This is a genomic window from Patulibacter sp. NPDC049589, assembly GCF_040675535.1.
Classification (GTDB): Bacteria; Actinomycetota; Thermoleophilia; order Solirubrobacterales; family Solirubrobacteraceae; genus Patulibacter.
Genome location: NZ_JBFAPC010000015.1, coordinates 1 through 23,498 on the forward strand (window position 1 = coordinate 1; position 23,498 = coordinate 23,498).

The 23,498-nt window shown below is 74.4% G+C and carries 21 protein-coding genes and 1 riboswitch; of the genes, 11 read left to right on the forward strand and 10 right to left on the reverse strand.

Annotated features, from left to right (window positions below):
• Positions 1-81: 81 nt before the first annotated feature.
• A complete protein-coding gene (locus AB0L40_RS04565; RefSeq protein ID WP_364349852.1) occupies positions 82-813 on the reverse strand; it encodes a ferritin-like domain-containing protein in 732 nt (243 codons plus the stop codon).
• Between the two features lie 378 nt (positions 814-1,191).
• Between AB0L40_RS04565 and AB0L40_RS04570 the strand changes: the two genes are divergently transcribed.
• Positions 1,192-1,806, forward strand: coding sequence for a malonic semialdehyde reductase (locus tag AB0L40_RS04570; RefSeq protein WP_364349855.1), 615 nt, complete (start codon positions 1,192-1,194; stop codon positions 1,804-1,806).
• A gap of 83 nt (positions 1,807-1,889) precedes the next feature.
• Here the strand turns inward: AB0L40_RS04570 and serA are convergent, their stop codons facing one another.
• Both serA and serC read right to left on the reverse strand, forming a co-directional pair.
• Positions 1,890-3,503, reverse strand: coding sequence for a phosphoglycerate dehydrogenase (serA, locus tag AB0L40_RS04575; RefSeq protein WP_364349858.1), 1,614 nt, complete (start codon positions 3,501-3,503; stop codon positions 1,890-1,892).
• A 26-nt stretch (positions 3,504-3,529) separates the two neighbouring features.
• Positions 3,530-4,696, reverse strand: a complete 1,167-nt coding sequence (gene serC, locus AB0L40_RS04580; protein ID WP_364349861.1) for a phosphoserine transaminase — start codon at positions 4,694-4,696, stop codon at positions 3,530-3,532.
• Positions 4,697-4,719: 23 nt separating this feature from the next.
• Positions 4,720-4,805, reverse strand: a riboswitch (ZMP/ZTP riboswitch).
• Between the two features lie 116 nt (positions 4,806-4,921).
• Here serC and AB0L40_RS04585 point away from each other — a divergent pair.
• Positions 4,922-6,400: a carboxypeptidase M32 gene (locus AB0L40_RS04585; RefSeq protein WP_364349864.1), complete on the forward strand. Its 1,479-nt coding sequence runs from the start codon at positions 4,922-4,924 to the stop codon at positions 6,398-6,400.
• Complete coding sequence (locus tag AB0L40_RS04590) at positions 6,397-6,933, forward strand: NAD(P)H-dependent oxidoreductase (protein ID WP_364349867.1); 537 nt, start codon at positions 6,397-6,399, stop codon at positions 6,931-6,933. Before AB0L40_RS04585 ends, AB0L40_RS04590 begins: the two co-directional genes overlap by 4 nt.
• A 59-nt stretch (positions 6,934-6,992) precedes the next feature.
• Here AB0L40_RS04590 and AB0L40_RS04595 read toward each other — a convergent pair whose 3' ends face one another.
• Positions 6,993-7,760 carry a lysophospholipid acyltransferase family protein gene (locus AB0L40_RS04595; protein WP_364349870.1) on the reverse strand — a complete coding sequence of 256 codons (768 nt, stop codon included), beginning with the start codon at positions 7,758-7,760 and terminating at the stop codon, positions 6,993-6,995.
• A gap of 82 nt (positions 7,761-7,842) precedes the next feature.
• Between AB0L40_RS04595 and AB0L40_RS04600 the strand changes: the two genes are divergently transcribed.
• The gene (locus AB0L40_RS04600) at positions 7,843-9,507 is read left to right on the forward strand and encodes an FAD-binding oxidoreductase (RefSeq protein ID WP_364349873.1); all 1,665 of its coding nucleotides are present in this window, start codon (positions 7,843-7,845) and stop codon (positions 9,505-9,507) included.
• A gap of 113 nt (positions 9,508-9,620) precedes the next feature.
• Here the strand turns inward: AB0L40_RS04600 and AB0L40_RS04605 are convergent, their stop codons facing one another.
• The 4 genes from AB0L40_RS04605 to AB0L40_RS04620 form a co-directional block, all read right to left on the reverse strand.
• Positions 9,621-10,262, reverse strand: a complete 642-nt coding sequence (locus AB0L40_RS04605) for a hypothetical protein (protein ID WP_364349876.1) — start codon at positions 10,260-10,262, stop codon at positions 9,621-9,623.
• 16 nt (positions 10,263-10,278) lie between these two features.
• The gene (ilvC, locus tag AB0L40_RS04610; protein ID WP_364349878.1) at positions 10,279-11,280 is read right to left on the reverse strand and encodes a ketol-acid reductoisomerase; all 1,002 of its coding nucleotides are present in this window, start codon (positions 11,278-11,280) and stop codon (positions 10,279-10,281) included.
• A 227-nt stretch (positions 11,281-11,507) separates the two neighbouring features.
• Positions 11,508-12,392, reverse strand: a complete 885-nt coding sequence (locus tag AB0L40_RS04615; RefSeq protein ID WP_364349881.1) for a class I SAM-dependent methyltransferase — start codon at positions 12,390-12,392, stop codon at positions 11,508-11,510.
• A 46-nt stretch (positions 12,393-12,438) separates the two neighbouring features.
• On the reverse strand, positions 12,439-13,995 hold the full coding sequence (locus AB0L40_RS04620; protein ID WP_364349884.1) for an AMP-binding protein: 1,557 nt from the start codon (positions 13,993-13,995) through the stop codon (positions 12,439-12,441).
• Positions 13,996-14,220: 225 nt separating this feature from the next.
• On the opposite strand from AB0L40_RS04620, the gene menB reads away from it, so the two are divergent.
• From menB to AB0L40_RS04645, 5 genes are all read left to right on the forward strand, one after another.
• On the forward strand, positions 14,221-15,105 hold the full coding sequence (gene menB, locus AB0L40_RS04625) for a 1,4-dihydroxy-2-naphthoyl-CoA synthase (protein ID WP_364349887.1): 885 nt from the start codon (positions 14,221-14,223) through the stop codon (positions 15,103-15,105).
• A gap of 51 nt (positions 15,106-15,156) precedes the next feature.
• On the forward strand, positions 15,157-16,098 hold the full coding sequence (locus AB0L40_RS04630) for a 1,4-dihydroxy-2-naphthoate polyprenyltransferase (protein WP_364349890.1): 942 nt from the start codon (positions 15,157-15,159) through the stop codon (positions 16,096-16,098).
• Positions 16,099-16,180: 82 nt separating this feature from the next.
• Entirely contained in the window at positions 16,181-17,236 is a 1,056-nt protein-coding gene (locus tag AB0L40_RS04635; RefSeq protein ID WP_364349893.1) for an enolase C-terminal domain-like protein, read from the forward strand.
• Positions 17,237-17,359: 123 nt separating this feature from the next.
• Positions 17,360-18,247 (forward strand): deoxyribonuclease IV, encoded by an 888-nt coding sequence (locus AB0L40_RS04640; protein WP_364349896.1) that lies wholly within the window; start codon positions 17,360-17,362, stop codon positions 18,245-18,247.
• Positions 18,248-18,401: 154 nt separating this feature from the next.
• Positions 18,402-18,758 carry a peptidoglycan-binding domain-containing protein gene (locus tag AB0L40_RS04645; RefSeq protein ID WP_364349899.1) on the forward strand — a complete coding sequence of 119 codons (357 nt, stop codon included), beginning with the start codon at positions 18,402-18,404 and terminating at the stop codon, positions 18,756-18,758.
• A gap of 17 nt (positions 18,759-18,775) precedes the next feature.
• On the opposite strand, the gene AB0L40_RS04650 is transcribed toward AB0L40_RS04645, so the two are convergent.
• On the reverse strand, positions 18,776-19,522 hold the full coding sequence (locus AB0L40_RS04650; protein ID WP_364349902.1) for an alpha/beta fold hydrolase: 747 nt from the start codon (positions 19,520-19,522) through the stop codon (positions 18,776-18,778).
• Positions 19,523-19,577: 55 nt separating this feature from the next.
• Between AB0L40_RS04650 and menD the strand changes: the two genes are divergently transcribed.
• Entirely contained in the window at positions 19,578-21,416 is a 1,839-nt protein-coding gene (gene menD / locus AB0L40_RS04655; RefSeq protein WP_364349905.1) for a 2-succinyl-5-enolpyruvyl-6-hydroxy-3-cyclohexene-1-carboxylic-acid synthase, read from the forward strand.
• A gap of 35 nt (positions 21,417-21,451) precedes the next feature.
• Here the strand turns inward: menD and AB0L40_RS04660 are convergent, their stop codons facing one another.
• Positions 21,452-22,108, reverse strand: a complete 657-nt coding sequence (locus tag AB0L40_RS04660) for a glutathione S-transferase family protein (protein ID WP_364349908.1) — start codon at positions 22,106-22,108, stop codon at positions 21,452-21,454.
• Positions 22,109-22,293: 185 nt separating this feature from the next.
• Here AB0L40_RS04660 and AB0L40_RS04665 point away from each other — a divergent pair, with 185 nt between their 5' ends.
• Positions 22,294-23,496: an ROK family transcriptional regulator gene (locus tag AB0L40_RS04665; protein ID WP_364349911.1), complete on the forward strand. Its 1,203-nt coding sequence runs from the start codon at positions 22,294-22,296 to the stop codon at positions 23,494-23,496.
• Positions 23,497-23,498 lie beyond the last annotated feature (2 nt).

The following is a 23,498-nucleotide window of genomic DNA, read 5'->3' on the forward strand; positions in this document are numbered from 1 at the left end:
TGATCACCGGACGAGTCGTCCGCATCGATCCAGACGAGGTCTGGGTCGACGTCGGCTACAAGACGCGGCCGGCCGGGTCTCCTAGAACTTCGAGGTGTCGACCTTCGTCACCAGGGTCTTGCCGCCACCCTTGAGGCCCGTGACGGCCTTGAGGATCTGGGCCTGCGACTTGGCCTTGTCGTACGCGCGCGGGGCGGGGTAGTCCGCGACGGGCGCGCCGACGGCGCCGCCACCGAGCAGCGTGTGGATCCAGGCCGCGTGACGGGCCTCGACCGAGTGGATCGAGAGCGCGATCTTGATGACGGCGCGCTGCTTGAGGTTCGGGCCCTGGCCGGCGTAGGCCGAGACACCCGTGTCCTCGAGGAGCGCGGCCGTCGGGCCGAACGCGTCCGGGGCGATGATCGCCGCGACGGCGGTCGGGTCGAGCGACGGCGGCTTGACGGCGGCCTTGCCCAGCGCGGCCTTGAGGTCCTTGACGTGCTGGGCCTCGTGCTTCGCGACGACCTGGGCGAACTGCTTGAGCTCGGGCGTCTTGAAGTTGTCCTGGTCCACGGCGGCGGCGTAGAACGCGGCCTCCAGGTACTCCAGCGTCAGGGCGTACTGCAGGATCTTGCCGTCGTTCTTGGCGGACGGCTTCGTCGAGATCTTCGCCTGGGCGAGGGTCGGGAGGCCGAAGATGCCGACACCGACGGCACCGGCGCCGGCGATGGCACCGTTGCGGAGGAACGTGCTGCGATCGACGCCGGCGGACTCGGCGGCCTCACGGACGTCGCCGTTGACGTCGAACTTGTCGAGGTTGAACTGCTGCGACACAGGTGACTCCTGAAGATCGGGGTGGTCGGTCACCGCTGCGCGGCTCCCGGGGTTCTCGTGGATGGGAACGACGCCGGTCGGGGATCGGATGCATGGATGCAACGAACTCGCCGCAAACGCGCCTGATCGACGACCGCGGTGCCCGGGTCGGCCGGCGCCTGGCGGCGTACGGACAGGCCGACCCGCCGCGGCTTCCCGCGATTCCGGACCGGAACGACCTCGGTCCGGGGGAGGATCGCCGGCGGAGCGACGCCGAACACGGGGGTGCTCACGCGTGCGCGAAGATGACTTGCGGCCGGGCACGACGGGCGGAGCGACGCCCGAGCGCCCACGCGCCAGCAATCGGACCATAGTCCGTTTATGCGCTACGGTGTCCGCATGTCCTCCACCGCGACCCCGTCGGAGCTCCTCGAGCTCTCCCCCGACGCCCAGAGCCTCCTCTTCCGCGAGGCGCGCACCGCCAACACGTTCACGGACGAGCCCGTGAGCGACGACCAGATCCGCGCGATCTACGACCTCGTCAAGTGGGCGCCGTCCGCGGCCAACACGCAGCCGCTGCGCGTGGTGATCGTCCGCTCGCCGGAGGCCAAGGAGCGCCTGCTGCCGCTCTTGAGCGAGGGCAACCGCGCCAAGACCGACGCGGCGCCCGTCACCGCGATCCTCGCCACCGACGTCCGCTTCTTCGACCACTGGGACCGCCTGCTGCCCTACAAGCAGGGAGGCGGCGCGTCGTTCGAGGGTGCGCCTGAGCAGGCCGAGGGCATGGCCCGCTTCAACGGCGCGCTGCAGGCCGGCTACTTCCTGCTCGGCGTCCGCGCGGCCGGCCTGGCCGCCGGACCGATGGCGGGCTTCGACAAGGCCGCCGTCGACGCGGAGTTCCTGCCCGACACCCAGCGCTCGCTGCTGGTCGTCAACATCGGCCACCCGGGGCCGGAGGCGTGGTTCGACCGCCTCCCCCGCCTCGAGCACGACGAGGTCGTCACGACCGTCTGAGCGCGAGCTCCCCCGGAACGACCGACGGCGCCCCGCGGGGCGCCGTCTCGTCGTTCCGGGGTGCGTGCCCCCGGGACGGGTCGTTACAGGGAGACGCTGCGGCCGTCGGCGACGCCGTCGAGCGCGAGGATCTGCTTCAGGGTCTCGGCCCACACCGGCTGGTCGGTCGTGATCAGCATCACCGCGTGGCCGCCGCGGGTGCCCTCGGCGTCCTGGTGGTAGCCGACCGCGGCCTGCTCGATGTTGACGTCCTTCTCGCCCAGGAACTGGCCGATCCGGCCGACCATGCCGGGCTGGTCCGTGTAGCGCAGGATCGTCAGGTTGCCGTCGAGCTGGAGGTTGAAGCGCTGGCCCCAGGCCTCGAGCAGGTACGGGCGATCCTGGCGGCCGAGCGTCGTGCCGACGACGCGGTGGCGCTCGCCGCCGGAGACGACGGTCACGCGCACGAGGTCCGTGAAGTCGCGTGCCTGGGTGCGCGTCGTCTCGGAGATCTCGATGCCGCGCTCCTTGGCGATGCCCGGCGCGTTGACGTCGTTGACGGGCTCCTCGGTGCGGCCCGCGAGCACGCCGCGCAGGACGGCGAGGGACAGCGGGCGCACGTCGCGCTCGCCGATCCGGCCGAGCGCCTCGACCTCGATGCGCTCGACGGACGAGCCGCCGGCGAGCTCGACCGCGATGCGGCCGAGGCTGATCGCGAGCGGGACGAACGGCGCGAGGACCTCGAGGTCCTCCTTGCCGACCGCCGGCGCGTTGACCGCGGTGGTGACCGTGCCGCCGGCCAGCGCGGCGACGATCTGCTCCGCGGCCTGGAAGCCGGCGCGGTCGTTGGCCTCGGCCGTCGACGCGCCGAGGTGCGGCGTGAGGATGACGTTGTCGTAGCCGCGGAGGATGTGGTCCGTCTCGGGCTCGGACGCGAACACGTCGAGCGCCGCGCCGCCGACGCGACCGTCGTCGAGGGCGACCTTGAGGGCCGCCTCGTCGATCAGGCCGCCGCGCGCGACGTTCAGGACGCGCACGCCCTGCTTGGTCTTCTTGAACGCCTCGGTGCCGAGCCAGCCGGTGGTCTCCGGCGTCTTGGGCAAGTGGATCGTGATGAAGTCCGCGACGGCGTAGATCGCGTCGGAGTCCTCGGCCTTCTCGACGCCGAGCTCCTTGTACCGCTCGGCCGACACGTACGGGTCGTACGCGATGACGTTCATCGCGAGGCCCTTGGCGCGCTCGGCGACGAGCTGGCCGATCCGGCCGAAGCCGATGATGCCGAGCGTCTTGCCGTACAGCTCGACGCCGGAGAGCTTGGAGCGCTCCCACTTGCCGGCGTGCATGCCCGCGTTCGCGCGCGGGATGTTGCGGGCCAGGGACATCATCAGCGCGACGGTGTGCTCCGCGGCGGTGACGACGTTGGACTGCGGCGCGTTGACGACGATGATCCCGCGCTTCGTCGCGGCGGGGATGTCGACGTTGTCGACGCCGACGCCGGCGCGGCCGATGACCTTGAGGTTGGTCGCCCGCTCGATCAGCTCGGGCGTGAACGTCGTCGCCGAGCGGATCAGGACGCCGTCGTACTCGGGGAGCTTCTGCAGGAACGTCTCGTCGTCCCAGTCGATGCCGAGGTCGACCTCGAAGCCCGCGTCGCGCAGGGCCTCGATGCCGGACGGGCCGACCTTCTCCTTGACCAAGACCTTGGGGGTGGTGCTCATCTCTTCTGCTCCTCGATCTCTGGCGGTCAGGCGGTCTGGCGCTCGACGACGAAGTCGATGGCCTGGGTCAGGCGCTCGACGTCGGACGTCTCGATCGCCGGGAAGGTGGCGACGCGCAGCTGGTTGCGGCCCAGCTTGCGGTAGGGCTCGACGTCCACGATGCCGTTCTGGCGCAGCGTCTTGGCGACGGCCGACGCGTCGACCGCGTCGTCGAAGTCGATCGTCGCGACGACGGCCGAGCGGTGCGCGGGCTCGACGACGTACGGGGTGGCGAAGCTCGACGCCTCGGCCCACGAGTACAGGTGGCCGGACGACGCGGCGCTGCGGCCGGCGGCCCAGTCGAGGCCGCCGTGCTCGTTGAACCAGTCGATCTGCTCGGCCATCAGGATCAGCGTCGCGAGGGCGGGCGTGTTGTACGTCTGCTCCTTGCGCGAGTTGTCGAGCACGGTGCCGAGGTCGAAGAACGCCGGGACCCAGCGGTCCGACTTCGCGATCCGCTCGACGCGCTCGATCGCCTTGGGCGAGAACAGGCCGAACCAGATGCCGCCGTCGGAGGCGAAGCACTTCTGGGGCGCGAAGTAGTAGACGTCGGACTGCGCGACGTCGACGGGCAGGCCGCCGGCGCCGGAGGTCGCGTCGATCATCACGAGCGCGTCGCCGGCGTTCTGCGGGCGGATCACCGGGGTCTGGACGCCGGTCGAGGTCTCGTTGTGCGCCCAGCCGACGACGTCGAACTCCTGGCCGGCGAGGGCGGCGTCGATGGCCTCGGGGCTCGCGGTCGTGCCGGGCTCGGCGTCGATCACGAGCGGGTCCTGCAGGAACGGCGCGTCCTTGCTCGCCTTGGCGAACTTGGACGAGAACTCGCCGTTGACGACGTTGGCGGCGCGCTGGTCGATCAGGCCGAACGTCGCGGCGTCCCAGAAGGCCGTCGTGCCGCCGTTGGACAGCAGGACCTCGTAGCCCTCGGGCAGCTGGAAGAGCTGCGACAGACCGGTGCGCACGCGGGCGACGGTGTCCTTGACGGGCGCCTGCCGGTGCGAGGTCCCGATGATCTGCCCGCCGCCCGCGGTGCGCGCGGCGGCGAGCGCCGAGAGCTGCTCGGGACGGACCTTCGAGGGCCCGCAGCCGAAGCGGCCGTCGACCGGCTTCAGGTCGTCGGGGATCTCGATGGTCGTGCTGCTGGGTCCGGTCATGCTGCTCCTCGATGTGGGAAGAACGTCGGTGCCCAGGCGCGCGGCGATATACGCCATCGCTCCCCGGTGGTCAGTTCCACCTGGTGCAACGCCAGTCGCGACGGCGCGGCCGAGTCTACAAGAGGACCGCCGACACCCTCCGTGCGACGGATCCGGATTCACGGGGCGGTCACGGGTCGGCGCGGACGGGTGGCGCTCGTCCGGCCCGCGCGACAGGATGGACGCGTGACCGACGCCGCCATCGCCGCCCTCCGCACGCACCTGGCGGAGACCGCGGACCTCCACCACGCCGCGATGCTCCTCGGCTGGGACCAGCAGACCCACATGCCGCCGCGCGGCGCGCAGTCGCGCGGCCAGGCCGGAGGCACGCTCGAGCGGCTGGCCCACGACCGGACCGCCGACCCGGCGCTGGCCGGGCTGCTCGACGCCGCAGCGGCCGCGGGCGAGGACGCCGGCCTGGTCCGCGCCGTGCGGGAGGACCACGAGCGCGCGGCCCGCGTCCCCGGGACCCTGGTCGGCGAGATGGCGGAGGTCGCCGCCGAGGCGCAGGGCGTGTGGGAGGCCGCGCGCGCCGCGTCGGACTTCTCCGCGTTCGCGCCGCTGCTCGAGCGGCACGTCGCGCTCTGCCGGCAGTACGCCGCCTGCTTCCCCGAGGTCGAGCACCCGTACGACGCGCTGATGCAGCGGTTCGAGCCGGGCGCCACCACGAGCGCCGTCCGGGCCGCGTTCTCGGAGCTGCGCGAGGGCCTCGTCCCGCTGATCGCCGCGATCGCCGCGAAGCCCGACCCGGGCGACCTCGTCGGGCCGTTCCCGGTCGGCGACCAGCGCACGCTCGCGCTGGAGATCGCCCGCACGATGGGCTACGACGACGACGCATGGCGGATCGACGAGGCAGCCCACCCGTTCATGGCGAACATGGGCCGGCAGGACGTCCGGATCACGACGAAGGAGGACGAGTCGGCGCTCGCGATCGGGCTCTTCGGCGTGCTGCACGAGACGGGCCACGGGCTCTACGAGGCCGGCATCGACGCGCGCTGGGACCGCACGACCGTCGGCACCGGCACGTCGCTCGGCGTCCACGAGTCGCAGAGCCGGCTGTGGGAGAACATGGTCGGCCGCTCCCGCGCGCAGTGGTCGCGCTGGCTCCCGCGCGCGAAGGAGCTCTTCCCCGTGCCCCTGGAGGGCCTCGAGGTCGACGACGTCCTGCGGCGGATCAACGCCGTGCGCCCGTCGCTGATCCGCGTCGACGCGGACGAGGCCACGTACTGCCTCCACGTGCTCCTGCGCTTCGAGCTCGAGGTCGCGCTGTTCGAGGGCGAGCTGCAGGTCGCCGACCTGCCCGCCGCCTGGAACGCCCGCATGCAGGAGTACCTCGGCGTCGACGTGCCGTCCGACGCCGACGGCGTCCTGCAGGACGTCCACTGGGCCCACGGCGTCTTCGGCTACTTCCCGACCTACGCGCTGGGCACGATGATCGCCGCGCAGCTGTGGGAGGCCGCGCACGTCGCGATCCCGGACCTCGAGACCCGCATCGCGGACGGCGATCTGGCGACCCTGCGCGAGTGGCTGCGCGAGCACGTCCACCAGTACGGCCGCACCCGCACCGGCGACGAGATCCTGCAGGACGTCACTGGCGGCGGCCTGGACCCCGCCCCGCTGCTGCGCTACCTGAACGACAAGTACGGCGCGCTCTACGACCTGTGAGCCCGCACCGGATCCTGCTGCTCAGCGGCAGCACGCGGGCGGGGTCGACGAACACGGCGCTGCTCCGCGCCGCGGTGCAGGTCGCGGGCCCGGGCGTGACCTGCCGGCTCTGGACCGACCTGACCGCGCTCCCCCACTTCGACCCGGACGACGACGTCGACCCGCCACCCCCGGCGGTCGCCGCGATGCGTGCGGCGATCGCCGACGCGGACGCGGTCCTCGTCTGCACCCCCGAGTACGCGGGGGCGCTCCCGGGCTCGTTCAAGAACCTCCTCGACTGGACGGTCGGCGGCACCGAGACCAGCGGGAAGCCGTTCGCGTGGGCGAACGCGTCCGGTCGCCCCGGCGGTGCGGCGGGGGCCCACGAGGAGCTGCGGGTCGTGCTCTCGTACACCGGCGCGACGGTCGTCGACGCGGCGTGCCGGGCGATCCCGGTCGGGCGCGCGGACATCGTCGACGGCGTGGTCGTCGACGAGGGCGCTCGGGCCGCGCTGGCGGACGCGCTGCAGGCGCTGGCCGACGCTGCGAGCTGAGCGGTGGCGGTCCGGGCGACGACGTGGGCGACCGGGTCGCACGAGCCCGCGCCGGGGGCTCAGCGCGCGCAGACGGGCTCGGGGGCCGGGACCGGGGCCCCGGGGGCGAGCGTCGCGTCCTGCGTGGCGAAGAACGCCTGGACCCGCTCGATCGTGTCGTGCCGGTCGTCGGCGTCCCCCGGGCGGATCGGGGCGCCGAACGCGATCCGCACCGGATGCCGGTCCTGGCCGATCCGCCGGCGGGGCCACACCTGGCCGGGCGGCATGGCGGTCTTCGTCCCGCTGAGGTGGACGGGGACCACCGGCAGGCCGTGCTGCGCCGCGAGCACCGCCGCGCCGGTCCGCATGCGGCCCTGGTCCGGCCCCGGTCCGCCGCCCGTCCGCGTGCCCTCGGGGTACATGAGGAGCGACCAGCCACCGGCGAGCAGCTCGTGCACGTGCGCGAGGTCGTCGGTGCCGCCGCCCGCGCGGCGCACGGGGACGGTGTTGAAGGCCAGGGAGACGAGCGACGCGGAGCGCCGGTCGGCGTAGAAGTAGTCGGCGGCGGCGGCCACGGCGGTCCGGCGCCGACGCGCGCCGGGCAGCGCGCGCAGGATCAGCGGCGTGTCGATGTGGCTCGCGTGGTTGGCGACCAGGACGACCGGACCGTCGATCGCGCGAAGCGCCTCCGTGCCGTGCACCGTACGCGCCGTGTACCAGGCGAGGACCGGCTCGAAGAAGCCTCCGAGGATCAGGGCACGCGCCGCCCGCGCCGGGGCGCTCCTCGCCCAGCGCTCGTCGAGCTCCGCGCAGCTCCTCGTCTGGGCGACCCGCCCCTGCTTCACCATCCGGCTCACCGAACACCGGGAGGGCCGTGCGGTTTCACACGTGCGAAGCTGACCACCCGACAGGGTGGCGAGAGGGAGCCGGATGGAGCGGATGAAGTGGTGGGGCTGGGGGCGCGAGGACGTCGCCTTCACGCACGAGGACAAGCCCGCGTTGCGCGGGTTCATCCAGGGGGCGCTGGGCATCGACGTCGCGGCGACGCCGCCCGACGGTGGGCCCCCGGCGTTCTCCGACCTCGACGTCCCGCCACCCGTCGACGCCCCCGAGCTGCGCGCCGCGCTCCTGGAGGTCGTCGGTGCCGAGCACCTCGCCGACGACGACCTCGAGCGGATCGTGCACGCCCGCGGCAAGTCGATCCGCGACCTGATCAAGACGCGTCAGGCCGACATCGGCCGCGTGCCCGACATCGTCGTGGAACCCGCCGACGAGGACGAGGTCTCCCGCGTCGTCCGCGCGATCCTCGACGCCGACGCCGTGCTGATCCCGTTCGGGGGCGGGACGAACATCTCGGGCTCCCTCGAGGCCCCGGCCGACGAGACCCGCCCCGTCGTCTCGGTCGACCTGCGCCGCCTGGACCGCGTCCTCGAGGTCGACGACGTCTCGCGCCTGGCGCGCGTCGAGGCCGGCATCTACGGGCCTGCCCTCGAGGAGCAGCTGAACGCGCGCGGCTGGACCGCCGGGCACTTCCCGGACTCGTTCGCGCACTCGACGCTCGGCGGCTGGATCGCGACCCGCTCGTCCGGGATGCAGTCCGACAAGTACGGCGACATCGCCGACCTCACCCGCGCCGTCCGGATGGTCACCCCGACCGGTGTCCTGGCCACCCGCCCCGTGCCGTCGACCGCGACCGGGCCATCGGTCCGGGAGATGGTGCTGGGCAGCGAGGGCCGCCTGGGTGTCATCACCGAGGCGACGATCCACGTGCACCGGATCCCCGAGAAGCGCGAGATCCTCGCCTACCTCCTGCCGGACTGGTCCCGCTCCCTCACGACGATGCGCGAGCTCTCGGAGGCCGAGGTGTTCCCGTCGGTCACCCGGGTCTCCGACGCGCGCGAGACGCAGTTCTCGTTCGCGACCCGCAAGAAGCAGAGCCTGATCGACAAGGCGACGTCGGCCGCGATGCAGCGGTTCCTCGGCTACAAGGGCATCGACCCGTCGAAGATGTGCCTCTCGTTCGTCGGCTACGAGGGCAGCGAGGGCCACGTCAAGGAGCAGCAGAAGCGGGTCGCGGCGATCGTCAAGCGCCACGGCGGGCTGTCGATCGGCGCGAGCCCGGGCGCGCTCTACGACGCGAAGAAGTTCGACACCCCGTACATCCGGGACTTCCTCCTGGACCGCGGCTCGGTCGCCGACGTGTCGGAGACCGCGGCGCCGTGGAGCGCGCTGGCGCCGCTCTACGAGCACACCGTCGCCGCGGCGCAGGCCGCGTTCGACGAGCTCGGCACCCAGGGCTACGTGATGTGCCACCTCTCGCACTCGTACCACGCCGGCGCCTGCCTCTACTTCACGTTCGCGATGCGCCCGTCGGGTACGCGCCCGATGCTCGAGGAGTACGACGTCGTGAAGGTCGCGATCCAGCAGTCCTTCGTCGACCACGGCGCGACGCTCTCCCACCACCACGCGGTCGGCACCGAGCACGCGCCGTGGTTGGAGCAGGACCTGTCGGCCCCCGGCGTCGAGATGATCCGTGCGCTGCTGCACGGCGTCGACCCGGGCCACAACCTCAACCCGGGCAAGATCGTCCCGTAGGGCCGGTTCTCCGGTCCGGTCGGGGCCCGGAGAGACCGCCCGGCGAGCGCGGGTGCGTCGCGCTGCGGGCCGGCGGTGCCTCAGGAGGGGCGCGCCGCGGGTCCGACCGCCGCTCAGTACCCGAGGAGCGACGGGTCGGCCACGACCTGGAGGTCGACCTCGGGGCCGGCGAAGGGCTGCGTCGTCGCGGCGAAGGACGGCACGGCCGCGGGGCGGCCGGCGAACGCCGCCTCGACGTCGCGGGCGTAGGACGCTCCGATCACGAGCGTCCCGTCCGCCGCACCGATCCGAGCCCGCTCCCGCGCGCCGGCGGTGCCGCGGAAGGCCCACACGCGCGGCCCGAGCGCGGCGCCGTGGACGGTCGTGAACTCCGCCGTGACGTCGTGGCGCTCGTAGTTGACCTCCCGGGCGTCGAGGGCGGCGAGCCGCCGCGCGTCGACCGGGACGGCGAGGGCGCCGACGGGACGCACCGGATCGCCGCCGGTGGTCGGGACGACGTCGAGGAACGCGACGAACCCCGCGAACCTCCGTCCCGTGTCGGACCGGACGTAGTGCTTGGGGTCCGACTCCGGGGCGCGGTTGGCCATCGCCACGCCCCAGTCGCGGACGTGACCCCGCAGGAGACCCCAGACCGGGTCCACCTCGAGACCCGAGAACCGCATCGGAGCCACGAGGCGCGCGAGCGACCCGTAGCCGCAGACCCACCCGACGAGCGGCCCGCGCGCCTCGATGGGCCCGGGGGCGGTGCCGCTCATCGGGTCCAGCGGCTGCTCAGCCTTGAGCAAATCCGGTGTCGTCGATCCAGTCCATCTTGGAGCGGAGCTCCTTGCCGGTCTTCTCGATCTGCAGCGCGGCCTGCTCCTCGCGGAGCCGGTTGAAGTTCTCGTTGCCGGCGCGGTGCTCGGCGATGAACTCGCGGGCGAAGGTGCCGTCCTGGATCTCGCCCAGGATCTTCTGCATCTCCTTCTTCGTGTCCGCGTTGACGACGCGCGGGCCACGGGTCAGGTCGCCGTACTCGGCCGTGTTGGAGATGGAGTAGCGCATGCCGGCCAGCCCCTTCTCGTACATCAGGTCGACGATGAGCTTGAGCTCGTGGAGGACCTCGAAGTAGGCCATCTCGGGCGAGTAGCCGGCCTCGGTGAGGACCTCGAAGCCGGTCTGCACGAGCGCCGAGGCGCCGCCGCAGAGGACGGCCTGCTCGCCGAACAGGTCGGTCTCGGTCTCGTCCTTGAACGTCGTCTCGATGACGCCGCCGCGGGTGCAGCCGATGCCCTTGGCGTACGCCAGGGTCAGGGCGTGGGCGTTGCCCGTGGCGTCCTGGTTGATGGCGATGAGGCCGGGGACGCCGGAGCCCTCGAGGTACTGGCGGCGGACGAGGTGGCCCGGGCCCTTCGGGGCGGCGAGCGCGACGTCGACGTCCTCCGGCGGGGTGACCTCGCCGTAGAGGACCGAGAAGCCGTGGCCGAAGAGGACGAGGTTGCCGGACGAGATGCCCTGGGCGACGTGGTTCTCCCAGACGTCGCGGTGCAGCTCGTCGGGCGTCAGGATCATGACGATGTCGCCCTTCTGGGCGGCGTCCTCGATCGAGAGCACCTCGAGGCCGGCGTCCTGGGCCTTCTTGATCGAGGAGCTGCCCTCGCGAAGGCCTACGACGACGGAGACCCCGGAGTCCTTGAGGTTCTGCGCGTGGGCGTGGCCCTGGGAGCCGAACCCGATGATGGCGACGGTCTTGCCGTCGAGCAGCGTCAGGTCTGCGTCGTCGTCGTAAAACATGAGGGCGGATACTACGCCGGGCCTGCGGTCCGGCGCGGTCCGGCCGGGCCCGCCCCTGTGACGATCGTCCGTACGGCATCCCTGTCGGGTGTCCCGGATACCGCGCGCGACGACCCGACCGCGAGGAGCGGCCGGCGGTCGACGAACCGCCGGCGCCGGGTGACGTGCCGGTCCGGCCCGCGCCGCAGCACTCGGCGGCGACGAGCCGAGGATCAGCGGATCGATGCTCAGGCGTCGGCGGCGGCGACGAGCACCGCGCCGGGGAGCGCGATCGCGCCCTCGGGACCGTCCGGGTCGGGGAAGGCCGAGAACGCCGCCTCGATCTCGGCGTGGATCGCGGCGCGGTCGGCCTCGGGGACCCCGGCGAGCGCGGTCGTCGCGCGGTCGGAGAACGCGAGGAAGTTCTCGCGCGCCGCCTGCGCGCTCGGGGACCGGAAGGCGATGTCGACCCGGACGATCTCCGGCAGCACGAAGCCCGTGCTGCCCAGCAGCTCGTCGAGCTGCCCGCGGGAGGACAGCGAGAACGGGCCGGGCTCGACGCTGTCGGGGGACCACGGCTCGGTCAGGCCGCGGTCGGCGAGGATCGTGGTGCCGAGCCCGAGCCACGGGTTGTCCTCGACGCGGTCCCAGACGGCGAACGAGATCCGGCCGCCGGGGCGCAGGACGCGGCGGGCGTCGCGCAGCGCCGTCTCGGGGTCCGGGACGAGCATGTAGCCGAAGCGGACGAGGATGCCGTCGACCGACGCGGCCCCCATGTCGAGCCACTCGAGCTCCATCGGGGTGACCTCGACGTTGACGATCCCTCGCTCGGCGGCGTGCCGCTTGGCGGCCTCGACCATCGCCTCGGCGCCGTCGCTGAGGATCACCTTGCCGCCCGGGTGGACGAGCTCCGCGGCGAGCAGGCCGGTGTCGCCGAGGCCGGCCGCGGCCTCGAGGACGACGTGGCCCGGCTGCGGGTTCAGCAGCTCGATCATCGCGTGCGAGACCGGGGCGGCGGCCGCCTGGAACCAGTCGCGGCGGTCCTCCCACACCGACGCCGAGCGCTCCCAGCGGTCGCGCGCGGTCGCCCGCAGGTCGTCGGGGGTCGGGGTCGGATCCGGGGCGGCGCTCACCGTCCCATCGTCGCAGGCCGCGGCGTCCCGCCGGGAGCGGGCGACGTCAGGAGAGCTCGCGCCGCAGGAGCTTGCCCGACGGGGTGCGGGGCAGCTCGGTCACGACCTCGATCTCCCGCGGCAGCTGGTGGCGCAGCAGCGCGGCCGCCGCGGCCGCCCGCAGCGCGTCGACGTCGATCGTCGCGCCGGCCGCCGGGACGACGCGTGCGCACACGCGCTCGCCCCACTCGGGGTCGGGCCGGCCGAAGGCCGCGGCCTCGGCCACGGCCGGATCCGCCTCGAGCACGCGCTCGACCTCCAGCGGCAGGACGTTCTCGCCGCCGGTGATGATCGTGTCGGAGGTCCGACCGACGATCGTCAGGTGGCCGTGCGCGTCGAGCACCCCGAGGTCCCCGGTGTGCAGCCATCCGTCTTCGCCGAGGACGGCGCGGCTGACGGTGGGACCGGAGACGAGGACCTCGCCCACCACGCCGGGGTCGGCGTAGGCACCGGCGGGAGCTGTCGCCCGATGCGGTTCGTGCCCGGTCCGCGGCACACCGCCGGCCCCCGCCGGGCCGACGGCCGACGCCGCGCGCGGTGTCGCGACCGGGGCGTCCGTCGCGTCTCCGTCCTCCGATCTGTCCCCGTCCCCCGTCGTGTCTCCGCCCTCCACTCCGCCCCCGTCCTCGGATCCGCCCCCGTCCCCCGACCCGCCACCGTCCGATGCGTCCACCCCCGCGATCCGCACCTCGGTACAGAACAGCGGCGCCCCGAGCGTCGCGATCTGGCTCGTCGCCTCGCTCATCCCGTACGTCGGCGCGACGGGGATCCCGGCGTCGGCCGCCTCCTCGAGCATCCCGGCGGGGATCGACGCCCCGCCGAGCAGCACCCACCGCAGCGCCATCCCGTCGGACCGCCGGAGGCCGGCGTCGAGCAGCCGCCGCAACGTCGTGGGCACGACCGAGACGACCGTCGGCGGCGGGCCCTCCTCGGGGAGCCGGCCGCTCAGTGACGCGAGGACCCGCTCGGTGTCCCAGCCCTCGTGGACGACCGCCGTCGTCCCCGCGATCGCGCTGCGCAGGAGCACGCTGAGGCCACCGACGTGGTTGAGCGGCAGGGCGCAGAGCCAGCGCTCGCCGGGCGGGCAGTCGAGGGTCGCGGCCGAGCCCAGGGCGCTCCACAGCCAGTTGCCGTAGGTCAGCGGGATCGGCTTCGCCGGGCCGCTCGTCCCGCTGGTGTGGACGACGATCGCCGTCGCGTCGAGGTCGTGCTCGCCGCGCAGGACCGCGTCGGCCGACGGCGACGGCAGGGCGTCCCACCCGGCGGCGTCGACCAGGACGCGGGCCCGGGCCAGCCGCCGGTCCCGCTCGGCGCCGACCAGGCGCGGGTCGAGCGGCACCGCGATCGCGCCGATCCGCAGCAGGGCGTGGAGCGCGACGACGAACGGCCGGCCGGGCGGCAGCTGCAGGCCCGCCTCCTCGCCGGGACGCGCACCGGCCGACCAGAGCCGGGCCGCGGTCGCGTCGACCTCGGCGCGCAGCGCGGCGTACGTCAGCCCCTGGAGCGCCTCGTGGTCGGGCCGTCGGCGGGCGGAGCGCAGGAGCCAGGACTCGACGGCGGACACGCCCCGAGGCTATCCCCGCGCCCCGGTGCGGCCGTACGCGCCCCGCGTCCGTCGCCCCCCGGTGCCTCCCCCGCGGGCCCGTGGGGCCGTGCGCACGGCCCCGCGGGCGTCCGCGCCGCCCGTGCGGCGCGTACCGACGGAGGACCGCCCCGGCCGGGCACCCGGCGCTCGGCCTCCCCGCCGCACTAGCCTTCCCGGCGGCCGTACGGAGAACCGAGGAGCACCGTGACCGTCACCTGGAACGCCCCCGCGGGCAGCGACTACACCGACATCCGCTACGAGGTCTCCTCGGGCGACGGCGACAACCCGTCGGACCACGGCGGGATCGCGAAGATCACGATCGACCGGCCGCAGGTCCGCAACGCGTTCCGGCCGCAGACGCTGATCGAGGTCTCCCACGCGCTGGACCTCGCCCGCGAGGACAGCTCCGTCGGCGTGATCGTCCTGACCGGCGAGGGCCCGCTCGCGTTCTGCTCCGGCGGCGACCAGCAGGTCCGCGGCGACTCCGGCTACCTGACGGATCCCGACAACCCGGACCGGCAGCCCTCCGGCTCGTCCGTGGGCCGCTTCCACGTCACCGACCTGCAGATCCAGATGCGCCGGCTGCCCAAGCCGGTCGTCGCGATGGTCGCCGGCTACGCGATCGGCGGCGGCCATGTCCTGCACCTCTGCTGCGACCTGACCATCGCGGCCGACAACGCGCGCTTCGGCCAGACCGGCCCGAAGGTCGGCTCGTTCGACGGCGGCTTCGGCGCCAGCGTCCTGTCCGACCTCGTCGGCCCGAAGAAGGCCAAGGAGATCTGGTTCCTCTGCCGGCAGTACTCGGCGAAGGAGGCGCTCGACATGGGCCTCGTCAACACCGTCGTCCCGCTCGAGCGACTCGAGGAGGAGACCGTCGCCTGGTGCGACGAGATGCTCCAGAACTCGCCGTTCGCGCTGCGCCTGCTGAAGGCGAGCTTCAACGCGCACGAGGACGGGTACGCGGGGCTGCAGCAGCTCGCGCACGACACGAACCTCCTCTTCTACGGCTCCGAGGAGGCGCAGGAGGGCCGCGACGCGTACAAGCAGAAGCGCAAGCCCGACTTCGCCCAGTTCCCCCGGCGCGCCTAGGCGCACCGACCGGCGCCCCTCACCCGCACGTCCGACCGTCACGAGCCCCGCATGAGCACGCACGCCGACTACGCCGGAGGCGACGGCTCCCAGCCGCCCGCCCCGCGACCGAGCCCGGTCCGCATCTGGATCCTCGCCGCGCGGCCGAAGACGCTGCCCGTCGGCCTCGCGCCCGTCCTCGTCGGCACGGCGCTGGCGATCAACCAGGACGCGTTCCGGCTCGGGCCGTTCATCGCGGCGCTCCTCGGGGCGCTGTTCATCCAGGTCGGCGCGAACCTCGCCAACGACTACTCCGACGCGCGGCGCGGGGCGGACTCCGACGACCGCCTCGGGCCACTGCGGGTCACCGCGGGCGACCTCGTGCCGCCGCGCCAGGTGCTGCTGGCGACCTACCTGACCTTCGGTGTCGCGGTGCTCTGCGGCGTCTACCTGATCGCCGTCGCAGGCTGGATCATCCTCGCGATCGGCGCCGCGTCGATCGTCGCCGGCCTGCTCTACACGGGTGGCCCGCGGCCCTACGGCTACGCGGGGCTCGGCGAGCTCTTCGTCTTCCTCTTCTTCGGGCTCGTCGCCGTCACCGGCACGCACTTCGCGCTGACGGAGGAGTTCGACGGCACCGCCCTGGCGCTCGCCGTCCCCGTCGGCCTGATGGCCGCCGCGGTGCTGGTCGTCAACAACGTCCGCGACATCGACACCGACCGCCGCGCGAACAAGAACACGCTCGCCGTCCGGCTCGGCCGCGAGCGCACCCGGCAGCTCTACGCGCTGATGCACGTCGCCGCGTACGTCATCACCGCCGTGATCGGCGCGGTCGACTCCGAGCTCACGCTGTGGGTCCTCGTGGCGCTACTCGGCGTCCCGCTCTCCGTCCGGCTGGCGCGCACCGTCGCGACGCACACCGACGGGCCGACGCTCAACGGCGCGCTCGCCGGCACGGGCCAGCTCGAGCTCGTCTTCTGCGTGCTGCTGTCCGTGGGCATCCTGCTGTCCTGAGGGCCGCCCGGCGGGGCGGGGGACGGCGTATCGCCCCGCCCCCGGACGACCGCCGAGGCGCCGTCCGAATACGCTGACCGGCGTGGATCTGCGCATCGAGGAGGTCGCGCTCCGGCTCGCGCAGCCGATGCGGGCGGCGTGGGGTGTGATGACGGAGCGGCGGCTGCTGCTCGTCGCCCTCGAGGACGACGACGGCATGGTCGGCTACGGCGAGGCGTCACCGCTGGAGCCCTACGACGGCATGCCGCTGGCCGACTGCCGCGCCGCGCTGGAGGCCTGCCGCACCGCGCTGCGCCAGACGCCCGTCGCGTCAGGCGCCGAGGCGCTCGAGCTCTGCCGCGCGGTCACCGACGTGCCGCACGCGCTCGCCGCCGTCGACCTGGCGCTGTGGGACCGCGCCTCGCGCCGCGAGGGCCGGTCCGTCGCGTCGATGCTCACCGAGGACCCGTACCGCTGGGTGCCCGTGAACGCGACGATCGGCGGCCACGACCCCGAGGACGCCGGCGAGCTGGCCCGCGAATGCGCCGACGCCGGCTTCGAGACCGTGAAGCTGAAGGTCGGCCTGCCCGACGACGAGGAGCGTGTCCGCGCGGTCCGCGAGGCGATCGGCCCGGACGTCGCGCTGCGCCTGGACGCCAACGGCGCCTGGTCGGTCAACGAGGCGATCGCGGCGATCGCGACGCTGTCCCCGTACGGCGTCGAGCTCGTCGAGGAGCCCGTCCACGGGATCGAGCAGATCCGGACCGTCCGCGACCGCCTGCCCGTCCGCGTCGCCATGGACGAGACCGCCGACGTGCCCGGCGCGATCGCATCGGGGGCCGCCGACGCGGTCGTCCTGAAGATCAGCCGCTCCGGCGGCATCGGCGGGCTGCTGGCCCGCGCGACGCTCGCGCGCTCGACCCGCGCGGACGTCATCCTCGCGTCGGCCTGGGACGGCCCGCTCGCCGTCGCCGGCGCCGTCCACGCCGCGGCCGCCCTGCGCCTGCGCGACGCGTCCGGCCTCGCGACGCTGACGCTCTTCGAACCCGCCGCGCTCGACGCCGTCGGCATCGGCGACGAGAGCCTCGGCGACCTCGCCGGCCGCCTGACCCCGCGCGACGGCACGATCAGCGTGCCGCGCACGCCGGGCCTGGTCTGAGCGGGAAGGGGTGCGGGCCCCGCCGTGAGCGTCGCGCGCTGGGGACGGCGTCCGGCGGTCGACGAGGCTCGCGGCACCCGCAGAGGGCGGCCGACCCGATCGCGCCGCTATCGTCGCCGCGCGATGACCGACTCCGCCGCCCTCCCCCTCCTCGGACTCCACGTCTCCCCCGCCGGCGGGCTGCCGAAGGCCGTCGAGCGCGGCGTCGAGCGCGGCTGCGAGAGCATCCAGATCTTCACCCAGAGCCCCCGCCGCTGGGCGCCGACGAACCACAGCGACGAGTCGATCGCCGAGTTCCGCGAGGCGCTGGCGGTGTCGCCGATCCAGTCCGTCGTCATCCACGCGCTCTACCTCTCCAACGCGGGGACGCCGGACCCGGAGCTGCGCGAGAAGTCGCTCACGGCGATCACGCACTCGCTGCGCGTCGGCGCGCAGATCGGGGCCGTCGGCGTCGTGCTGCACCCCGGCTCGGCGAAGGACGGCCACGTCGGCGAGGCGCTCGAGCGCTGTGGCGACGTCTTCAAGGAGGCGCTGGCGGAGTCCGAGGACTGCCCGCTGCTGCTGGAGGACACCGCCGGGACCGGCGGCACGCTCGGCCGCTCGTTCGAGGAGTTGAAGACGCTCCTCGACGTCTCCGGCGGTCACGAGCGCATCGGCTTCTGCCTGGACTCCTGCCACCTGCTGGCGTCCGGCTACGACGTCCGCTCGATCGACGCGCTGGACGCCGTCCTCGCCGACGCCGACAGCGCGTTCGGCCTGGACCGCCTGCGCTGCATGCACGTCAACGACTCGCAGACCCCGCTGGGCTCCAACCGCGACCGCCACGCGCCGCTGGGCACCGGCGAGATCGGCGAGGACGGCATCGCCGCGCTGCTCAGCGAGCCGCGCTTCGCCGGGATGCCGGTCATCTTCGAGGGTCCCGGCGTCGACGGCAAGGAGCCGCAGATCGCCGACATGGAGATCGCCAAGCGGCTGCGCCAGGCCGGCCGCGAGGCCCGCGGGATCGCCTGACCGGATCCGCCTCCCGACGGCGGATCCGGGCTCTCCGGGTTCACACATCTGCGTCCGGGCGCAGAAGATTTCACGGCCACCGGGGCGGACGCATAAGTGCCCTTGAGGTGGTCGCGGCAGGATAGGCACAGATCGATTCCCCAGGAGTCCATCGGTGTCATCCAGCCACGCGAACCCGCCCGCCCATCGCCCCGCCCGCCGCGCCTCCGTGCGCGTCCGGGCCGCCGCCGCCCCCATCGCGGTGGCGGGCGTCGTGGCGCTGTCGGCGACGGGGATCGGGCTGTCGCCCGCTCCCGCCGCCGCGGCGGATCGCGTGCAGCAGCGTCTCGTCTCCGAGGGGTTCCTCGCAGCGAAGGACGCGACGGGGTCCTACGACGCGCGGACCGGTGCCGCCGTCGCCCGCTGGCAGGCCGCTCGCGGCCTGCACGCGCACGGGCTCGTCGACGCCGTGACGGCTGACGAACTTCTGGGTACTGGATCCGGCATCCCCCAACGAAGGACCCATTCATGACCCAGCAGACCGAGGTCTCAGGGCGCGCACAGCGCCGCAGCCACCGCGGACGGCGCCTCGCGCAACAGGCCATGGCCGGCGTCGGCAACAACGACCTGGCCCGCCGGCTCCGCCGCAAGGCGCAGGAGGCCCGCCCCGATCGCACGGTAACGCGCATCACGGGCACCGACGACGACCGTCAGCGGGACCGCAAGCGCCGGCAGGCGCGCCCCCACCGCGGGTACCGTGCCCGCACCCAGACCGCGTAGCGCGGCCGCCAGCCCGGCCGCGTCACCGGCCGCCAGCGCGTCGCGCTGCGCGGCCCGCGCGGCCGGCGGGTCGCCGTCCCACAGGGGCAGCGCGGCCCACCGATCGGCGAACGCCTCGAGCCCTTCGCGCTCGAGGCGCCCCGCCTGCTCCTCGTCGGACGCACGCCGACGCTCCCGCTCCGCCTCGTCCTCGATCCCCGAGGTCGACGACACGAGCACCAGCCGGTCCACCAGCGCCGGCTCCGCCAGCGCCAGGTGCAGCGCGATCCTGCCGCCCTGCGAGTAGCCGGCGAGCGTCACCGGGCCGCCCGACGACGACGCCAGCTCGCGCAGCAGCGGGCCCAGGTCGGCCAGCACGCCCGCCAGGTCGACCGGCCGCCGGGCCGCCGCCGCGCCGTGCCCGCGCAGGTCCGGCGCCGTGATCCGCAGCCGCGCGCCGGCCTCCGCCGCGACGTCGTCCCACGACGCGCCGGACCCGCCGAAGCCGTGGAGGGCCAGGACCGTGCGGGGGCTCATCGGGGCGAAGGCTCGCAGAGCCGCGCGCCGGCGCGCGCTCTGGCACCCTCTGTGGGTGACCGCGACCCACCCCCCGCTCCGAGACGGCCACGGGAGCCGCGCGCTGGTCGCCGTCCTCGTCGACGAGCTCGTGCGTTCCGGCGTCACCGACGCCGTCACCTCCCCCGGGTCGCGCAACACGCCGCTGCTGCTCGCGCTCGCCGCGAACCCCGGCCTGCGGACCCACGCCGTGGTCGACGAGCGCACCGCCGGCTTCGTCGCACTGGGCATCGCCAAAGCCTCCGGCCGGCCGGTGATCCTCTGCTGCACCTCGGGCAGCGCCGTCGCGCAGTACCTGCCCGCGGTGGTCGAGGCGCACCACGCGCGCCTCCCCCTGGTGCTCCTGACCGCCGACCGGCCCGCCGAGCTGCGCGACGTCGGCGCCGGCCAGACGATCGACCAGCTCGGGCCGTTCCGCTCCGTCCTGCGCTGGCAGCACGAGGTCGCCGTCGACACCGCCGACGCGGCCACCGTGCGCTACGCCCGGACCCTCGCCGCCCGGGCGCTGCACGCCGCGGCCGGTGGCGGCTCCACGGGCGCCGGTGCGGTCCACCTCAACCTGCCGCTGCGCGAGCCCCTCGTGGCCCCCGACGGCGCGTCCGATCCCGGCGTCGCCCCGGCCGACGCCCTGGTCGCGCCACGCGACGGCGGGCGGGCGTGGGTGACGCGCACCGGCGCGGGCGGGCGTCCCGACGACGACGCCGTCCGGCTCCTCGGGTCCCTGCTGGCCACGCGGCCGCGGGCGGTCTTCGTCGCCGGCCGCCACGAGGAGGAGCCGCAGCTCGGGCCCGCGCTCTCGGCGTTGTGCGAGCTGCTCGCCGTCCCGCTGCTCGCCGACCCCCTGTCCGGCGCCCGTCGCGGCCGCGCGGCGGTCGCCCACTACGACGGCCTGCTCGCCGCGGGCGCCGCCCCCGGCGCGCCGGAGCTCGTCGTGCGGGTCGGGGACCTGCCCACGAGCAAGCCGCTGCGCGCCTGGCTGGCCGGCCTGCCCGCCGACGTCCCCCAGGTCCACGTCTCCGCCGACGGCGCGTGGCAGGACCCCGACGGCGTCCTCTCGGACGTCGTCGTCGCCGCGCCGCTGGCGGTGCTCGAGCAGCTCGCGCCCCGGCTGGCGCACGCGCCGCGGGACCCCGCCTGGCTCGCCGACTGGACGGAGGCCGACGGCCGCGTCGCCGCCGCGCAGGCGTCGGTGCTGGACGACGCGACCGACGACGACGCGCCGACGGAGCCGTGGCTCGCGCGAGAGCTCACATCGCTGCTGCCCCCGGCCGCCACCCTGCTCGTCGCGGCGTCGATGCCGGTGCGCGACGTCGAGGCGTTCATGGCGCCGCGCGACGCCGTCCGTGTCCTCTCCAACCGCGGCGCGAACGGCATCGACGGGACCGTCGCCACGGCCTGGGGCTTGACGCTCGGCCGCGTCCCCGGGGACGGCGACGTCCTCGTGATGCTCGGCGACGTCGCGCTCCAGCACGACGTCGGCTCGCTGCTGGCCGCCGGCCGGGCCGGGGCCGACCTGACCGTCGTCCTCGTCGACAACGACGGCGGCGGCATCTTCCACTTCCTCCCGGTCGGTGCGTCGATCGGGCCGGACGTCGAGCGGCTCGTGATGACGCCGACGGGCCTCGACGTCCCCGCGATCGTCGCGGCGGCCGGCGGCACCCTGCACGAGGTCGGGACCCGCGGCGGGCTCGTGCCCGCGCTGCGCGCCGCGGCCGCGCACCGCGGCCTCTCGGTGCTGCACGTCCGGACCGACCGGACCGAGAACCGCGCGCTGCACCGGCGCCTGACCGACGCGGTCGCGGCGGCGCTCTCGGCTCCGCCCGCCCCGGCCGGCAGCACGCCCGCGGCCGAGTAGCGGCTCCGGCCCGCTCTGGCCCCCGGCGCCGCCGGTCAGGCCCGCGGCCGCTCCCGGACCCGGGCCACCCAGGCGGTGAGCCGCGGGTGGGACTCCGCGTCGAACGCGCCGCGCTCGTGCAGGACCCGGTGGAACGGGTCGTCGTCGCCGGGCGTCGGCGCGTCGACCCCGAAGCGCAGGAACGGGTAGGCCGTGACGTCGCAGATGCCGAACGCGGCGCCGCCCAGGTGGTCGACCCCGTCGAGGCGCTCCTCGAAGCGCCCGAGCCACGTCCGGAGGCGCTCGGTGTCGTCGTCGACCGCGCGGGCCTCCGTGCGGCTGAGGCGCGAGGTCTCGAAGCCGACGGGCCCGAGCAGCGCCGCGAGCCGGTTGGGCGGGCCCTTCCAGACCTCGTTGAAGCGGTGGCAGAAGACGTCCGCCAGGGCCGCGTCGCCCGGGTCCGAAGGCCATAGAGACGGCGCCGGGAACCGCGACTCGATCCACGCCAGGATGCGCGGTGAGTCGGTGACGACCGTGTCGTCGTCGGCCAGCAGGACCGGCACGAGGTCCTGACCGCTCGCCTCGCGCACCACGCGCCGGTCGTCGGGATCGACGTCGATCCACTCGACCGTCAGGCCCTTGTGCCCGGCGGCCAGCGCGATCCGCTCCACGTTGGTCGAGTACGGCACCCGGAGGACGCGGAGGTCGGCCATCCGCGGATCGTACGGGGTGGGCGGGACCGGCCACCCGCTGGCCGTGCCCACCGCTCCCGGCCCGGGGTTCACGCCGTTTCCGTCGAGTTCCGACAGTTCGAACCGCTGTAAACGGCCGGAATTCGCCGGATCTCGACGGAAGCCCTTGACGTGGCCCGGGTGCGGGTGTTTGGTGAGGCCGCTTCATGGTGACCAAACGCACACATCGTCTTCATCGAAGCTCGACGCAGCGGATCGTCGACGCGCTGCGGGCCGACGGCGAGGTCACCCGGGCGGACCTCGCCGTCCACACGGGCCTCTCCCGCGCCACGGTCTCCGCGCTGGTCCGCGACCTCGAACGGGACGGCCTCGTGACCGTCGCCGCGAGCGATCCCGCCGGCCGCCGCGCGGGCCGCCGTCCGGAGGTCGTCCGCCTGACCCGCCGCGCCGGCGCGGTGCTCGGCGTGGACTTCGGGCACGAGCACGTCCGGGTCGCGGTGTCGGACCTCGCCGGCCACGTGCTGGGCGCCCGCAGCGCCCGCGCCGACGTCGACCGCGGCATGCCCGACGCGATGGGCGTCGCCCGCCGGCTGGCCGAGATCGTCGCCGAGGAGGCCGGGGTCGACCACGCCGAGCTCCTGGCCTGCGGCGCCGGCGTGCCGGCCCCCGTCGACCGGGCCTCGGGCCGCATCGGGTCCACGTCCCTGTTGCCGAGCTGGTCCGGCACCACGCTCACGGCCGCGCTGGAAGAGGCCCTCGGCATGCCGGTGACCGTCGACAACGACGCGAACCTCGGCGCGCTCGGCGAGCAGGCCGCGGGCGCCGCGCGGGGCGTGGACGACGTGATCTACGTGAAGGTCTCCTCCGGGATCGGCGCGGGCCTGATCAGCGGGGGCCGCCTGATCCGCGGGAGCAACGGCATCGCCGGCGAGATCGGCCACGTCGCCGTCGTCCCCAACGGCGTGCCCTGCCGCTGCGGTGGGCGCGGCTGCCTCGAGACGATCGCCTCCGCCCCCGCGGTCCGCCGCCAGCTGCTGCAGACCACCGGCCAGGACCTCCCCGGCGACGACCTGCTGCGCGCGCTGACCGGCGGGGACCCGCGCGTCACGCGACTGCTCACCGACGCGGGCCGCAGCCTCGGCCGCGTGCTGTCCACCGCCTGCCACCTGCTGGACCCGGCCGTGATCGTCCTCGGCGGCGACCCGGCGTTCGCCTCGGAGCCGGTGCTCGCCGGCCTGCGCGAGGAGCTCTCGCGCCACCGCCTGCCGGGTGCCGGCGCGGAGGTCCGCCTGGCCCCCGCCCAGCTCGGCCACCAGGGCCAGGTCGTCGGCGCGCTGCGGCTCGCCGCCCGCTCGCTCGACGGCCGCGCGCCCCTGAACTTCCCACCCACCATCTCGACAGCCCCCTGAGG